Origin of the sequence: Yersinia similis, from assembly GCF_001053095.1 — a bacterium.
Classification (GTDB): domain Bacteria; phylum Pseudomonadota; class Gammaproteobacteria; order Enterobacterales; family Enterobacteriaceae; genus Yersinia; species Yersinia similis.
Genome location: NZ_CGBP01000010.1, coordinates 48,681 through 63,339, shown reverse-complemented (window position 1 = coordinate 63,339; position 14,659 = coordinate 48,681). Strand labels below are relative to the sequence as shown.

Genomic DNA, 14,659 nt, shown 5'->3' with positions numbered 1-14,659 from the left:
TGATGTGGTGAACCTGGCAGTCAATGCGGCTGAACCAGTGGCCATGTCAGACGCCTTCGAATTGAGTGCTGAAGAACGTGATGCTATTGAGCATGAGAAACACCATTACGAAGATGCCCGCGCCGCGTCGATTGAAGCACTGAAAATTGTGCAGAAGCAACGTGGCTGGGTACCGGATGGCGCGATCCATGCGATTGCTGATGTGCTGGGTATCCCGGCCAGTGATGTTGAGGGGGTCGCCACCTTCTACAGCCAGATCTTCCGCCAGCCAGTAGGGCGTCATGTGATCCGCTATTGTGACAGCGTGGTGTGCCATATCACCGGTTATCAGGGGATTCAGGCGGCACTGGAGAAAAAACTCAGTATCAAACCAGGCCAAACAACCTTTGATGGCCGTTTCACCTTGTTGCCAACCTGTTGTCTGGGTAACTGTGACCGTGGGCCGACGATGATGATCGACGACGATACCCACAGCTACCTAAAGCCTGAAGAGATCGAGAAGTTACTGGAGCAATATCCATGACCATCAATTCAGGAACGACCAAGGAAATTATCCGGACGCCAGAAATGCACCCGCTGACCTGGCGTTTGCGCGATGACAAACAGCCCGTGTGGTTGGATGAGTATCGCAGCAAAAACGGCTATGCCGGGGCAGAAAAAGCGTTAAAAGGCATGGCGCCCACTGATGTTGTTAACGTTGTCAAAGACGCTGGCCTGAAAGGGCGTGGCGGCGCAGGTTTCTCCACCGGTTTGAAGTGGAGCCTGATGCCCAAAGACGAAAGCATGAACATCCGCTATCTGCTGTGTAACGCTGATGAGATGGAGCCAGGCACCTATAAAGACCGTCTGCTGATGGAGCAATTGCCTCATCTACTGGTGGAGGGGATGCTGATCAGTGCCTTCGCGCTGAAAGCCTACCGTGGCTATATCTTCCTGCGTGGCGAATATATTGAAGCGGCAGTGCATTTGCGTCGGGCGATTGCTGAAGCCACCGAAGCCGGTTTGCTGGGCAAGAACATCATGGGCAGTGGTTTTGATTTCGAACTGATTGTCCATACCGGTGCGGGTCGTTATATCTGTGGTGAAGAAACGGCGTTGATTAACTCACTGGAAGGCCGCCGTGCTAACCCGCGTTCTAAGCCGCCGTTCCCCGCCTCTTCCGGCGTCTGGGGCAAACCGACTTGCGTGAATAACGTTGAAACCCTGTGTAACGTACCGGCCATTATCGAACATGGCGTTGAGTGGTATCAGGGGATCACCGCCGGTAAGAGTAACGATGCCGGAACCAAACTGATGGGCTTCTCTGGCCGGGTGAAAAATCCGGGGCTGTGGGAATTGCCGTTTGGGATCAGCGCCCGTGAGATTCTGGAAGATTACGCTGGCGGTATGCGTGATGGCCTGAAATTTAAAGCCTGGCAGCCGGGCGGGGCGGGTACCGATTTCCTGACCGCTGACCATCTGGATTTACCGATGGATTTTGAGAATATTGCTAAAGCTGGTAGCCGTTTAGGCACCGCGTTGGCGATGGCGGTAGATCACGAGATCGGCATGGTGTCCTTGGTGCGCAACCTGGAAGAGTTCTTCTCCCGTGAATCCTGTGGCTGGTGTACACCGTGCCGCGATGGTTTGCCATGGAGTGTGAAAATCTTACGTGCAATAGAACGTGGTGAAGGCCAGCCGGGTGATATCGAAACGCTAGAGCAACTGTGCCGCTTCTTAGGGCCGGGTAAAACCTTCTGTGCTCATGCGCCAGGTGCGGTTGAACCCCTACAAAGTGCGATTAAATATTTCCGGGACGAATTCGAAGCCGGGATCGCAACTAAGGCCTATGAATCTGGAATGACTAGCGGCAACACCCGAGCCATAGCTGGTATTCAACCTAATCTATTAAAAGCGCGCTGGTAGCATAGATACCCTTACGGTTTTACCGTAGAGGTCAGAATTTTTGATTAACGCCTGCCGTAAGGTGGGTCATTTGGAAGCATGCTGATATGGCTACGATTCATGTAGACGGCAAAGAATACGACGTAAATGGGGCCGACAACCTGTTACAAGCTTGTCTCTCCCTTGGGCTCGATATTCCTTACTTTTGCTGGCATCCGGCGCTGGGAAGCGTCGGCGCTTGCCGTCAATGCGCGGTAAAGCAATACCAAAACGCGGATGATACCCGTGGGCGTTTGGTTATGTCCTGTATGACACCGGCCACCGATGGAACCTTTATTTCCATTGATGACAGTGAAGCCAAAGCGTTCCGTGAGAGTGTGGTTGAATGGTTAATGACTAACCACCCACACGATTGCCCGGTCTGTGAAGAAGGGGGGAATTGTCATCTGCAAGATATGACAGTGATGACCGGCCACAGCTTCCGTCGTTATCGCTTCACTAAACGGACTCACCAGAATCAGGATCTCGGCCCGTTCATCTCCCATGAAATGAACCGCTGTATTGCCTGCTATCGCTGTGTGCGTTACTACAAAGATTACGCCGACGGCACTGATTTAGGTGTTTACGGTGCCCATGACAACGTCTACTTTGGGCGTACGGAAAGCGGTACGCTGGAAAGCGAGTTCTCCGGTAACCTGGTTGAAGTGTGTCCGACTGGTGTATTTACCGACAAAACTCATTCTGAGCGTTATAACCGCAAATGGGATATGCAGTTCGCCCCGAGCATCTGCCAGCAGTGCAGCGTCGGCTGCAACACCAGCCCAGGCGAACGCTATGGTGAATTGCGTCGTATCGAAAACCGCTATAACGGCTCGGTGAACCACTACTTTATGTGTGATCGTGGCCGTTTTGGTTATGGTTATGTCAACCTGAAAGACCGTCCACGTCAGCCACAGCAATTGCGTGGCAGCGACTGGATCCACCTGAATGCCGATCAGGCGATGCAAGGTGCGGCAGATATTCTCCGTCAGGCGAAAAAAACCATTGGTATTGGCTCTCCACGCGCCAGTTTGGAAAGCAACTTTGCGTTGCGTGAACTGGTTGGTGCGGAAAACTTCTATACCGGCATCGGCGCCGGTGAACAACAACGCCTGCAACTGATGTTGAAAGTATTGCGCGAAGGCGGTATCTACACGCCAGCGCTGCGTGAAATTGAAAGCTACGATGCGGTGTTGATCTTGGGTGAAGACCTCACGCAGACCGGTGCACGTATTGCCCTCTCTGTTCGTCAGGCGGTGAAAGGCAAAGCCCGCGAGATGGCCGCTGCACAGAAAGTGGCTGACTGGCAGATTGCCGCGATCATGAACATTGGTCAGCATGCCAAACATCCACTGTTTATCACTAACGTTGATAACACTCGGATGGATGATATTGCAGCCTGGAACTACCGTGCGCCAGTTGATGACCAAGCTCGTTTAGGTTTCGCCATTGCGCATGCGCTGGATGAGTCCGCACCTGCGGTCGATGACCTTGATCGTAGCCTGAAAGGCAAAGTTGATATTATCGTACAGGCCTTGGCAGGGGCGAAGAAGCCACTGATTATTACTGGCAGCAGTGCGGGCAGCGATGCCATCATTGAGGCGGCGGCGAACGTGGCGAAAGCCCTGAAAAACCGCGGTTCTGATGTCGGTATCACCTTTGTGGCCAGTGCGGCCAACAGCATCGGATTATCGATGATTGGCGGCGGTTCACTGGATCAGGCGCTGGAGTTGTTAACCCGCGGTGAGGCAGACAGTGCCATCGTGATGGAAAACGATCTGTATCGCCATGCAGCGAAAGATAAAGTCGATGCGGCGTTGGATAACGTTACTAACCTGATTGTGGTGGATCACCAACGCACGGCGATCATGGATAAAGCCAACTTGATCCTATCGGCCGCCAGTTTTGCTGAAAGCGACGGTACGCTGGTCAATCAGGAAGGCCGCGCTCAGCGTTTCTTCCAGGTTTATGACCCCACCTATTACGATGATCCAAAAAAACCAGAAAGCCGCAGTATCATGCTGGAAAGCTGGCGTTGGTTGCACTCGCTACACTCAACGTATACCAGCCGCCATGTGGGCTGGACGCAACTGGATCATGTGATTGCAGCCTGTGTAGAGGCATTGCCACAGTTGCAAGGTATCGTTGAAGCCGCACCGGATGCGACATTCCGTATCCGTGGTCAGCGGCTGGCACGCTCACCACACCGCTACAGTGGCCGTACCGCGATGCGCGCGGATATCAGTGTGCATGAACCGCGTCAACCACAGGACATCGACACGCCATTCTCCTTCTCAATGGAAGGGAATAACAGCCCAATGGCTGATCGTCAGCAGATCCCATTCGCTTGGGCACCTGGCTGGAACTCACCACAGGCATGGAACAAATTCCAGGCAGAAGTAGGGGGGAGCTTGCGCTTTGGTGATCCGGGTGTACGGCTGATTGAAGCAGGGGAGGGAACGTTGGATTACTTCGATTCCATACCGGCTGCCTTTACCGCTACGGTGGGCAATTGGCAGATTGCGCCTTATTACCATTTGTTTGGTAGCGAAGAGATGTCACAGCGTTCAGATGTGATCCAGCAACGGATGCCAACACCTTATGTGATGGTCAACCCGGCAGATGCTGCGGCGCTCGGGGTTAACCTCGGTACGTTGGTCGAGTTCAACTGTGCGGGTCAGACTCTGCGTCTGCCAGTGCGCTTGAGCGACACCTTAGCTCAGGGTCAGGTCGGCTTGCCGCTTGGCTTACCGGGTATTCCACCGATTCTGGTGGGTACACGTGTTGAGGATCTGCGGGAGGCAGTACAATGAGCTGGTTTACGCCTGAATTGATTGAGATTTTAATCTCTGTCCTGAAAGCGGTCGTGATTTTGCTGGTGGTAGTGACCTGTGGCGCATTTATGAGCTTTGGTGAGCGCCGTCTGCTGGGCCTGTTCCAAAACCGCTACGGGCCAAACCGTGTGGGTTGGGGCGGGTCATTGCAGCTGGTTGCTGACATGATCAAAATGTTCTTCAAAGAAGACTGGGTTCCTCGCTTCTCTGACCGGGCTATTTTTACCCTGGCACCGGTGATTGCGTTTACCTCACTGCTGCTGTCTTTCGCTATTGTCCCGGTCAGCCCGACGTGGGCGGTAGCGGACCTCAATATCGGTATTTTGTTCTTCCTGATGATGGCGGGCCTGGCGGTATATGCCGTGTTGTTCGCCGGTTGGGCCAGTAATAACAAATATTCTCTGTTAGGGGCGATGCGTGCATCGGCACAGACCCTGAGCTATGAAGTGTTCCTCGGCTTATCCTTGATGGGCGTGGTAGCACAGGCTGGCTCATTTAACATGCAGGATATTGTTAACTCTCAGGAGCACGTCTGGAATGTGATCCCGCAATTCTTTGGTTTCTTGACCTTTGCTATCGCGGGTGTTGCAGTTTGTCACCGTCATCCCTTTGACCAGCCAGAAGCTGAACAAGAGTTGGCCGATGGTTACCACATTGAATATTCCGGTATGAAATTCGGTTTGTTCTTCGTAGGTGAATACATCGGTATCGTGACTGTCTCTGCGTTGATCGTCACCTTGTTCTTCGGTGGCTGGCAAGGCCCGTTCCTGCCGCCATTTATCTGGTTTGCGCTGAAAACGGCTTTCTTCATGGTGATGTTCATTCTAATCCGTGCATCTTTGCCGCGCCCACGTTATGACCAAGTGATGTCATTCGGCTGGAAAGTGTGCCTGCCGTTGACCCTGCTGAATCTGCTGGCGACTGCCGCGGTCATTTTGTACAACGCTCAATAAGGGGTGAATAAACCATGACGTTGAAAGAGTTAGTGGTTGGTTTCGGCACCCAAGTGCGCAGCCTGTGGATGATTGGCCTTCATGCCTTCCACAAGCGTGAAACCTTAATGTATCCGGAAGAACCGGTTTACCTGCCGCCGCGCTACCGTGGCCGTATCGTGCTGACGCGTGATCCGGACGGCGAAGAGCGTTGTGTCGCCTGTAACCTGTGTGCTGTTGCCTGTCCGGTTGGCTGTATCTCATTACAGAAAGCAGAACAGAAAGATGGTCGCTGGTATCCGGAATTCTTCCGTATCAACTTCTCCCGCTGCATTTTCTGTGGTCTGTGTGAAGAAGCTTGCCCAACAACCGCTATTCAGCTAACGCCGGATTTCGAAATGGGTGAGTTTAAGCGGCAAGATCTGGTGTATGAGAAAGAAGATCTGTTGATCTCGGGTCCGGGTAAATATCCGGAATATAACTTTTACCGGATGGCCGGTATGGCGATTGATGGTAAGCAGAAAGGCGAAGCCGAAAATGAAGCCAAACCGATCGACGTTAAAGGTCTAATGCCCTAGGAGCCGCTTTCCATGGAATTTGCATTTTATATTGCAGCATTGGTGGCCGTGGTGGCGACAATTCGCGTTATCACTCACACCAACCCGGTACATGCGTTGCTGTACCTGATTATCTCTTTGTTGGCTATTTCGGCGGTGTTCTTCTCGCTGGGGGCTTATTTTGCCGGTGCGCTGGAAATCATTGTTTACGCGGGGGCCATTATGGTGCTGTTCGTGTTTGTCGTGATGATGCTGAACCTTGGCAAAGTCGAGCAACAAGAGCGTGCCTGGCTGAAACCCAGTCTGTGGATAGGCCCCAGTTTACTCGCTCTGGTTCTGTTATCAGTACTGATTTATGCCATCAGTTCTGTCTCTGATCAGGGTATCAGCGGTGAAATGGTTGATGCCAAAGCCGTCGGGATCAGTTTGTTCGGCCCTTATGTGTTAGCGGTCGAACTGGCGTCAATGTTACTGCTGGCGGGCATGGTAGTGGCATTCCATATTGGTCGTGAGCATAAACCGGGTGAAGTGATGGGTGCGAGCGATTCAGCGAAAAGAAAAACGGAGGAACAAGCATGATCCCTCTACAACATGGCTTGATTCTGGCGGCCATTCTGTTTGTGCTGGGGCTGACGGGGTTGCTGATCCGTCGCAATTTACTGTTTATGCTGATAAGCCTTGAAGTGATGATCAACGCAGCCGCACTCGCTTTTGTCGTGGCGGGCAGTTACTGGGGGCAGGCAGACGGTCAGGTGATGTATATCCTGGCGATCACGCTGGCGGCAGCCGAGGCCAGTATTGGTCTGGCACTGCTGCTTCAGTTGTATCGTCGCCGCCATACTCTGGATATTGATACAGTCAGTGAGATGCGCGGATGAACCTATTATATTTAACAATTCTGCTGCCACTGCTGGGTTTCTTGCTGTTGGCATTCTCCCGTGGGCGCTGGTCTGAAAATACCGCCGCCACCGTTGGGGTGGGTTCTACCGGGTTGACCGCGCTGGTGACGTTGTATGTGGCGGTGGATTTCCTCAGTCAAAAAGCCACTGGCGTACAGGTATTTAATCAGACGTTATGGAACTGGATGTCTGTCGGCACCTTTAACATTCCGTTGACCCTGACATTGGACGGTTTGTCGCTGACCATGTTGTCGGTGGTGACCGGGGTGGGCTTCCTGATCCACATGTATGCCTCGTGGTATATGCGTGGGGAAGAGGGCTACTCTCGCTTCTTCGCCTACACCAATCTGTTTATCGCTAGTATGGTGGTTCTGGTTCTGGCGGATAACCTGTTGCTGATGTATCTCGGCTGGGAAGGCGTAGGGCTGTGCAGTTACCTGCTGATCGGCTTCTACTACAAGCATTCCGCCAACGGTGCTGCGGCAATGAAAGCCTTTATTGTGACCCGTGTGGGTGACGTATTCCTGGCTTTTGCGCTGTTCATTCTTTACCAAGAGTTGGGCACGCTGAATATCCGTGAGCTAATGATCTTGGCTCCGCAGAAACTGGAGATGGGGTCGACCGCCATTACCTGGGCGACGCTAATGCTACTGGGTGGTGCGGTCGGTAAATCAGCACAGTTGCCGCTACAAACCTGGTTAGCTGATGCGATGGCCGGCCCGACGCCAGTTTCCGCGCTGATCCATGCGGCGACCATGGTTACCGCCGGCGTCTATCTGATTGCCCGTACTCATGGCCTGTTCCTGATGGCACCTGAAGTTCTGCATTTAGTGGGGATTATCGGTGCGGTCACACTGGTGTTGGCGGGCTTCGCCGCACTGGTGCAAACCGATATCAAACGGGTGTTGGCGTACTCCACCATGAGCCAGATTGGCTACATGTTTCTGGCACTGGGCGTACAGGCGTGGGATGCAGCAATCTTCCATTTGATGACCCATGCATTCTTTAAAGCGTTACTGTTCCTTTCCTCAGGCTCAGTTATTCTGGCCTGCCACCACGAGCAAAATATCTTCAAAATGGGCGGTCTGCGTAAGACTATTCCATTGGTGTATATCTGCTTCCTGGTGGGCGGTGCAGCATTGGCAGCCTTGCCAATCGTTACTGCAGGCTTCTATAGCAAAGACGAAATTCTGTGGGGCGCATTGGCCAGTGGCCATATCAATCTGATGGTGGCAGGGCTGGTCGGGGCATTCCTCACCGCGCTGTATACTTTCCGGATGATTTTCATTGTGTTCCATGGTGAGCCAAAAACTAAAGCACATCCGGTTAAAGGGATCACCCATAGCCTGCCGTTAATCGTGTTACTGGTGCTGTCGACCTTCGTCGGCGCGTTGATAACTCCACCACTGGCGGGTGTGTTGCCAGAGCTTCACTTTGGTGAAGAGGGAAAAATGCCGCTGGAAATTTTCTCCGGTGTCTTGGTGGTGATCGGTATTGCACTGGCCGCGTTCTTGTATCTGGGCAAACGCCAACTGGTTAACAGCATTGCGCAAAGTGCGCCGGGCCGCTTCTTTACGGTCTGGTGGTTCCATGCGTGGGGCTTTGACTGGTTGTACCATAACCTGTTTGTCCGCCCGTATCTGTGGATTGCAAAACTGTTGCAGCGCGATCCGCTGAATTCACTGATGAATACACCGGCGGTGCTTTCGCGCTGGAGTAATCGCGGTCTGACCGTCAGTGAGAATGGGCAGGTACGTTGGTACGCCGCCTCTATAGGTTTGGGTGCAGTGATTGTGCTGGCTCTGTTGCTTTTCGTATAGATGCCTGAATAGGCTCATTAATTAGGGACACAAAACGCCATGCTATTACCTTGGCTAATTCTTATCCCCTTTATCGGCGGTCTGCTGTGCTGGCAGCTTGAACGCTTCGGTACCAAAGTACCGCGTTGGATTGCGTTAATCGCGATGGGGCTGACATTGGTGCTTTCCCTGTATCTGTGGGGGCAGGGCAACTATTCACTGATGAACCCGGCGGGTATTCCGCAGTGGCAGACATATTATAATGTGCCGTGGATCCCACGTTTCGGCATTAGATTCCATTTAGCGTTGGACGGTTTGTCCTTGCTGATGGTGGTGCTGACCGGCCTACTCGGTGTACTGGCGATCCTCTGTTCATGGCGTGAAATTCAGCGCTATCAGGGTTTCTTCCACCTGAATCTGTTATGGATTCTGGGTGGGGTGATCGGTGTGTTCTTGGCTATCGACATGTTCCTGTTCTTCTTCTTCTGGGAAATGATGTTGGTACCAATGTACTTCCTGATCGCCTTGTGGGGCCATAAAGCCTCAGACGGTAAAACCCGGATCACTGCGGCTACCAAGTTCTTTATTTATACGCAGGCCAGCGGCTTGATTATGCTGATTGCCATTCTGGGGTTGGTGTTTGTGCACTTCAATGCCACCGGTATTTGGACGTTCAACTACGAAGATCTGTTGAAAACCCCGATGTCGCGGAATGTGGAATATCTGCTGATGCTGGGCTTCTTTATCGCTTTTGCGGTAAAAATGCCAGTGGTGCCATTACATGGCTGGTTGCCGGATGCACACAGCCAGGCACCTACTGCCGGTTCTGTTGACTTGGCGGGGATTTTGCTGAAGACCGCGGCTTATGGTTTGCTGCGTTTCAGCCTGCCTCTGTTCCCAAATGCATCTCATGAGTTTGCCCCTATCGCCATGTGGTTAGGGGTTGTCGGCATCTTCTACGGTGCATGGATGGCGTTTTGCCAGACGGATATCAAACGTCTTATTGCTTACACCAGCGTGTCGCACATGGGCTTCGTGTTGATTGCTATTTATACCGGCAGCCAACTGGCTTATCAGGGTGCGGTAATTCAGATGATTGCTCACGGCTTGTCAGCCGCGGGGATGTTCATTATCTGTGGTCAGTTGTACGAACGTTTGCATACGCGTGATATGCGCCAGATGGGCGGTTTGTGGGGGCGGATAAAATACCTACCTGCGCTATCCCTGTTCTTCGCTGTAGCGACACTGGGGATGCCGGGGACCGGTAACTTCGTCGGCGAATTCATGATCCTATTCGGTAGCTTCCAGGTGGTACCGGTGATTACGGTGATAGCGACCTTTGGCTTGGTATTTGCGTCGGTTTACTCGCTTATTATGATGCAGCGTGCTTATTACGGTACGCCAAAATCGGAGGAAGCTTTACCGGGTATGACCGCACGGGAACTGTCCATTGTCTTACTGCTGGTGGTATTGCTCGTGTTGCTGGGGGTTTACCCGCAGCCGATCCTCGACACGTCCCATGCGGCAATGAGTAATGTGCAACAGTGGTTCTCAGCTGCATCTATTCCAGTTCCATCTATTACAAGGCCATAATTCGCCATGACAATAACTCCTCAACAACTGATCGCAATGCTACCACTGTTGATCGTCGGATTGACGGTGGTGGTTGTGATGCTGTCCATTGCGTGGCGACGCGATCACTTTATTAATGCCACACTGACTGTCATTGGGCTTAATCTGGCGCTGCTGTCACTTTACTTTGTTGGACAGGTCGGGCCGATGGATGTCACTCCGTTGATGCGGGTTGACGGCTATTCGATGTTCTACACCGGGCTGGTGATTGTCGCCAGCTTAGCGACCAGCACGTTTGCTTACCCTTGGCTAGTCGGCTATCCGGATAACCGCGAAGAGTTCTACCTGCTGGTGTTGATTGCGGCTCTGGGCGGTATTCTGCTCGCCAGTGCCAATCATCTGGCATCGCTGTTCTTGGGTATTGAACTGCTTACTCTGCCGCTGTTTGGTCTGATTGGTTATGCCTATCGTCAGAAGCGTTCACTGGAAGCCAGTATCAAATACATGCTGTTGTCTGCGGCGGCATCGTCATTCCTGCTGTTCGGTATGGCGCTGTTGTATGCTGAGTCCGGTAGCCTGTCCTTCGTAGGGTTGGGCCAGAGCCTAAGTGACTCGATGGTACACCAACCGCTGATTCTGGCGGGTCTGGGCATGATGATTGTTGGCCTCGGCTTTAAACTGTCGTTAGTACCGTTCCAACTGTGGACACCCGATGTGTATCAGGGCGCACCTGCGCCAGTCTCCACATTCCTGGCGACCGCCAGCAAGATTGCTATCTTTGCCGTAGTGATGCGCTTGTTCATGTACGCACCGGCGGCGGACAGCGAAGCCGTGCGTTTGGTTCTGTCGATTATTGCGGTGGCCTCGATCCTATTTGGCAACCTGATGGCGATCAGCCAGACCAACATCAAGCGCCTGTTGGGTTACTCCTCTATTGCCCACCTTGGCTATTTGCTGATTGCATTGGTCGCAGTACAGACACACGAGCTAGCATTACCGCTGGAAACCATCGGGGTGTATCTGGCGGGGTATCTGTTTAGTAGCCTGGGGGCATTTGGCGTCGTTAGCCTGATGTCCAGCCCGTACAAAGGCCCAGATGCTGAATCCCTGTTCTCTTACCGTGGCTTGTTCTGGCATAAGCCTATTCTGTCTGCGGTGATGACGGTGATGATGTTGTCACTGGCCGGTATTCCAATGACACTGGGCTTTATCGGTAAATTCTTTGTGGTGGCAATGGGTGTCAGTGCCAACTTGTGGTGGTTGACTGGCGCGGTGGTGTTAGGCAGTGCCATCGGCTTGTACTATTATCTGCGCGTTACCGTCAGTCTGTTCCTCAGCCCGCCGGAGAAATTAGTACGTGATACCCCAAGCAACTGGGCATTGACTGCCGGTGGCGTGGTGGTACTGATCTCCGCGATTTTGGTACTGGTGTTGGGTATCTACCCGCAACCGTTGATAACACTGGTGCAGATGGCTCAGCCATTGATGTGATTTAAACCGACACATGCCAATAATGTCGAGATAGACCCTACCCCCTGTGAGTTTCGGCTTACAGGGGGTTTTATTTTTTTATCTGGGTTCAGGCTGTGTGTGGCTAACCACAGAATAAAGGTGGTTTAAGACAGACTAGGGCTAACCATGGATATCTGTCAGTAGGCTGGGTAGTTAGAATATTTAATTGACTGTTCAGCCTCTCGCTTTATCTGATTTAGGGATCATCGTCATGTGGGTTTTACCTATAAATTCTAATCCGACTGTTTTACATCCACCAATGGTGGATAGAGTTTATATCGATCGACAGATCGATGAATTGGAATTTTATTTTTGTCTTGATACCGGTAAATGTAAAAAATTGACTACTGAAATGAGAGTCCGCAATGAAATATATAAAAATCTGGATTATTTTTATTACTTTTTGGAAAAATCATACACTAGTGTCGCGTTGAGTTTGCTGATTGTAGAACAGGCGTGGACAAATACACATCAACCCGCGTCACGTGGAAACATCAAACCAGAATATAGGCTTGATGACTACCGTAGAGAATCGCTTTGTGAATTTGCTATCAGAGAGATACTGAAAACAGTAGATGAAGCAATAATATCGCAACCCAGTACAACCGATAGTTTTACTAAAAAAAAGAACAAAAAGGCATATGAAGATATTATCTCAATGGTTTCGTATTTAGTAGGGTTGACTAAAGATAAAATACAGGGAGCAAAGCAACGCTATGGTTCAGACCCTATAACGCAAGTTTTATTTCAGGAATTTAACGAAAGAAATATATTTCATGACTATAGCGGCAATGAACAAGATGTATTAAAAGATGCTATGAATGGGATCGTTTATTCATGTTATAAATTCTATAGTGAGAAAGAAAAATTACCTAGTGTAGACGTAATAAAAAAAATTATGAAAGAGGTGCCGCAGAGTATTAATTATCAGGATTCTGAGACTGCCGCCTATCGACTTATCTCTAAAATTATCATTGACCCTATTATTATGGGTGTTAATTATGAAAAGCATTATCATCTTTTGCATTTAAATGCGTTGGCCCGAACTCTAATTGCAAAAGATATTCCTGCTTCCCATAACCATAAACATTATCTCGCTGATAATTTAAATAATAATAAATTCATCCGCTTATTTTTTTTGGATAAAACCTCCGATATCCGCAAGAGTAAGCTTTATCGGCGAGTCGAGAAACAGTTACGGGAGATCAATGAAAATATCTCTGCGGATGATATTCTACAGTGCTGTAAAGATTATTATGAATTTGCCCGTGAAAAGTATGCGCTGAAAATACCTTCTTTAGCTGAAGTTGAGTTTACGGAACAACTTACGCGCAGCGGCCATATCCCAACAGCAATAGAACATCGGCGTCATGGTATATATCTGCCCCGAACAGTATGATCGGTGACTTAGGTCGTGTTAATGAAGAATCGCGGGCTGTAGCTGACGGCAAGGCGGAGGTTATTACAAAGTGCCCGAGATGGAGAGAACAGGCAGAGAGTAAAAACAGATAGAGAGTAAAAACAGATAATAAAGGCGCCGTAAACCCTTCGCGGCCGCCTGACTCTTCTGTCTATTCTCATCGTTCAAGATGTAGATCGTCGCCATCAATAAATTTAGCGTCAAGGGCCAATGCTAGCGCCTGACCGACACAGGATTTTCCGGTGCCAGAGACGCCCATGACAATAATGCATTTACCAGACATAACTTTCCTCTGCTAGCCATTATGTGGGGAGCATGACTGAACCATAGATTAAACGGCTACCAACATGCCACCATCAACAAACAGCAAATGACCATTAACAAAGTTAGAGGCTTTGGATGACAAATAAACCGCCGCACCAATTAGCTCCTCTGGATCTCCCCAACGGGCGGCGGGTGTGCGTTTACACAACCAATCGGTAAAGGCTTTATCATCGACCAGTGCTTTTGTCATATCCGTTTTGAAATAACCCGGTGCAATACCGTTGACCTGAATATTGTAGCGAGCCAGTTCGACACACATCCCGCGAGTCAGCATTTTAACTGCCCCTTTAGAGGCTGCATACGGGGTGATCGTATCGCGGCCTAATTCACTTTGCATTGAGCAAATATTAATAATTTTTCCACGTTGGCGTTTAACCATATAACGGGCAACGGCTTGTGAAACTAAAAATACTGATTTTTGATTAACCGCAATCACATCATCCCAATCTTTTTCTGGGAATTCGGTAAAGGCATGGCGACGTTGGATACCGGCATTATTAATTAACACATCGATAGCACCAATATGGTTTTCTATTTGCTCGATCGCCTCATTGACTTCATCATGGCTCCACGTTAAATGCTGTAGCATGGGCGATAAAGCCGCTGGCACGTAATTCAGCCACGGCTTTTTCAGCACGCTCGGTGGTGATGTCGTTAATAATGATCTCTGCGCCAAATCAGCTAGCCCTTTTGCCAGTAAAAATCCAATGCCCTGTGCGGAGCCAGTAATTAATACTTTGCGATTTTCCAACGAAAATAGATTCTTCATGGTGATTTCCCGATAGCGATAATATATTGGAGATATAAAAATATCATCATATTAAATATGAATGCGGTTTAATCATTGTTAATAAGCCAAGGCATAAGACTTAGTAAGGCAATAATAT

Annotated in this window: 12 protein-coding genes and 1 pseudogene; 11 read left to right on the top strand and 2 right to left on the bottom strand. The window is 50.5% G+C overall.

What is annotated here, in order from left to right; translation table 11 throughout:
* The first annotated feature begins 43 nt into the window (after nucleotides 1-43).
* From nuoE to AC971_RS09490, 11 genes are all read left to right on the top strand, one after another.
* Nucleotides 44-523, top strand: coding sequence for an NADH-quinone oxidoreductase subunit NuoE (gene nuoE, locus AC971_RS09540; RefSeq protein WP_174407880.1), 480 nt, complete (start codon nucleotides 44-46; stop codon nucleotides 521-523).
* A complete protein-coding gene (nuoF, locus tag AC971_RS09535; RefSeq protein ID WP_025384305.1) occupies nucleotides 520-1,905 on the top strand; it encodes an NADH-quinone oxidoreductase subunit NuoF in 1,386 nt (461 codons plus the stop codon). Before nuoE ends, nuoF begins: the two co-directional genes overlap by 4 nt.
* An 86-nt stretch (nucleotides 1,906-1,991) precedes the next feature.
* Nucleotides 1,992-4,736, top strand: a complete 2,745-nt coding sequence (nuoG, locus tag AC971_RS09530; RefSeq protein WP_025384304.1) for an NADH-quinone oxidoreductase subunit NuoG — start codon at nucleotides 1,992-1,994, stop codon at nucleotides 4,734-4,736.
* On the top strand, nucleotides 4,733-5,710 hold the full coding sequence (gene nuoH, locus AC971_RS09525; protein ID WP_002210274.1) for an NADH-quinone oxidoreductase subunit NuoH: 978 nt from the start codon (nucleotides 4,733-4,735) through the stop codon (nucleotides 5,708-5,710). The genes nuoG and nuoH overlap by 4 nt, the downstream gene beginning before the upstream one ends.
* A 14-nt stretch (nucleotides 5,711-5,724) precedes the next feature.
* Nucleotides 5,725-6,267 carry an NADH-quinone oxidoreductase subunit NuoI gene (nuoI, locus tag AC971_RS09520; protein WP_002210273.1) on the top strand — a complete coding sequence of 181 codons (543 nt, stop codon included), beginning with the start codon at nucleotides 5,725-5,727 and terminating at the stop codon, nucleotides 6,265-6,267.
* 12 nt (nucleotides 6,268-6,279) lie between these two features.
* A complete protein-coding gene (gene nuoJ, locus AC971_RS09515) occupies nucleotides 6,280-6,825 on the top strand; it encodes an NADH-quinone oxidoreductase subunit J (RefSeq protein ID WP_025384303.1) in 546 nt (181 codons plus the stop codon).
* Entirely contained in the window at nucleotides 6,822-7,124 is a 303-nt protein-coding gene (gene nuoK / locus AC971_RS09510) for an NADH-quinone oxidoreductase subunit NuoK (RefSeq protein ID WP_002210271.1), read from the top strand. Before nuoJ ends, nuoK begins: the two co-directional genes overlap by 4 nt.
* Nucleotides 7,121-8,965, top strand: coding sequence for an NADH-quinone oxidoreductase subunit L (gene nuoL, locus AC971_RS09505; protein WP_025384302.1), 1,845 nt, complete (start codon nucleotides 7,121-7,123; stop codon nucleotides 8,963-8,965). The genes nuoK and nuoL overlap by 4 nt, the downstream gene beginning before the upstream one ends.
* Before the next feature lie 39 nt (nucleotides 8,966-9,004).
* Nucleotides 9,005-10,537, top strand: coding sequence for an NADH-quinone oxidoreductase subunit M (gene nuoM, locus AC971_RS09500; RefSeq protein WP_025384301.1), 1,533 nt, complete (start codon nucleotides 9,005-9,007; stop codon nucleotides 10,535-10,537).
* A 6-nt stretch (nucleotides 10,538-10,543) separates the two neighbouring features.
* Nucleotides 10,544-12,007, top strand: coding sequence for an NADH-quinone oxidoreductase subunit NuoN (gene nuoN, locus AC971_RS09495; protein WP_025384300.1), 1,464 nt, complete (start codon nucleotides 10,544-10,546; stop codon nucleotides 12,005-12,007).
* Between the two features lie 232 nt (nucleotides 12,008-12,239).
* The gene (locus tag AC971_RS09490; protein ID WP_025384299.1) at nucleotides 12,240-13,427 is read left to right on the top strand and encodes a hypothetical protein; all 1,188 of its coding nucleotides are present in this window, start codon (nucleotides 12,240-12,242) and stop codon (nucleotides 13,425-13,427) included.
* A 190-nt stretch (nucleotides 13,428-13,617) separates the two neighbouring features.
* Here AC971_RS09490 and AC971_RS09485 read toward each other — a convergent pair.
* Nucleotides 13,618-13,731 (bottom strand): annotated as a pseudogene (locus AC971_RS09485) (shikimate kinase); the annotation flags it as partial.
* A 48-nt stretch (nucleotides 13,732-13,779) separates the two neighbouring features.
* Nucleotides 13,780-14,541 carry a gluconate 5-dehydrogenase gene (idnO, locus tag AC971_RS09480; RefSeq protein ID WP_071825528.1) on the bottom strand — a complete coding sequence of 254 codons (762 nt, stop codon included), beginning with the start codon at nucleotides 14,539-14,541 and terminating at the stop codon, nucleotides 13,780-13,782.
* Between the last annotated feature and the right edge of the window lie 118 nt (nucleotides 14,542-14,659).

What these genes read in the sequence shown, in the direction of transcription:
- idnO (WP_071825528.1), bottom strand. Translation starts at nt 14,541, where the DNA reads ATGAAGAATCTATTTTCGTTGGAAAATCGCAAAGTATTAATTACTGGC.
- nuoH (WP_002210274.1), top strand. Translation starts at nt 4,733, where the DNA reads ATGAGCTGGTTTACGCCTGAATTGATTGAGATTTTAATCTCTGTCCTG.
- nuoF (WP_025384305.1), top strand. Translation starts at nt 520, where the DNA reads ATGACCATCAATTCAGGAACGACCAAGGAAATTATCCGGACGCCAGAA.
- nuoM (WP_025384301.1), top strand. Translation starts at nt 9,005, where the DNA reads ATGCTATTACCTTGGCTAATTCTTATCCCCTTTATCGGCGGTCTGCTG.
- nuoG (WP_025384304.1), top strand. Translation starts at nt 1,992, where the DNA reads ATGGCTACGATTCATGTAGACGGCAAAGAATACGACGTAAATGGGGCC.
- nuoN (WP_025384300.1), top strand. Translation starts at nt 10,544, where the DNA reads ATGACAATAACTCCTCAACAACTGATCGCAATGCTACCACTGTTGATC.
- nuoK (WP_002210271.1), top strand. Translation starts at nt 6,822, where the DNA reads ATGATCCCTCTACAACATGGCTTGATTCTGGCGGCCATTCTGTTTGTG.
- nuoJ (WP_025384303.1), top strand. Translation starts at nt 6,280, where the DNA reads ATGGAATTTGCATTTTATATTGCAGCATTGGTGGCCGTGGTGGCGACA.
- nuoL (WP_025384302.1), top strand. Translation starts at nt 7,121, where the DNA reads ATGAACCTATTATATTTAACAATTCTGCTGCCACTGCTGGGTTTCTTG.
- nuoE (WP_174407880.1), top strand. Translation starts at nt 44, where the DNA reads ATGTCAGACGCCTTCGAATTGAGTGCTGAAGAACGTGATGCTATTGAG.
- nuoI (WP_002210273.1), top strand. Translation starts at nt 5,725, where the DNA reads ATGACGTTGAAAGAGTTAGTGGTTGGTTTCGGCACCCAAGTGCGCAGC.
- AC971_RS09490 (WP_025384299.1), top strand. Translation starts at nt 12,240, where the DNA reads ATGTGGGTTTTACCTATAAATTCTAATCCGACTGTTTTACATCCACCA.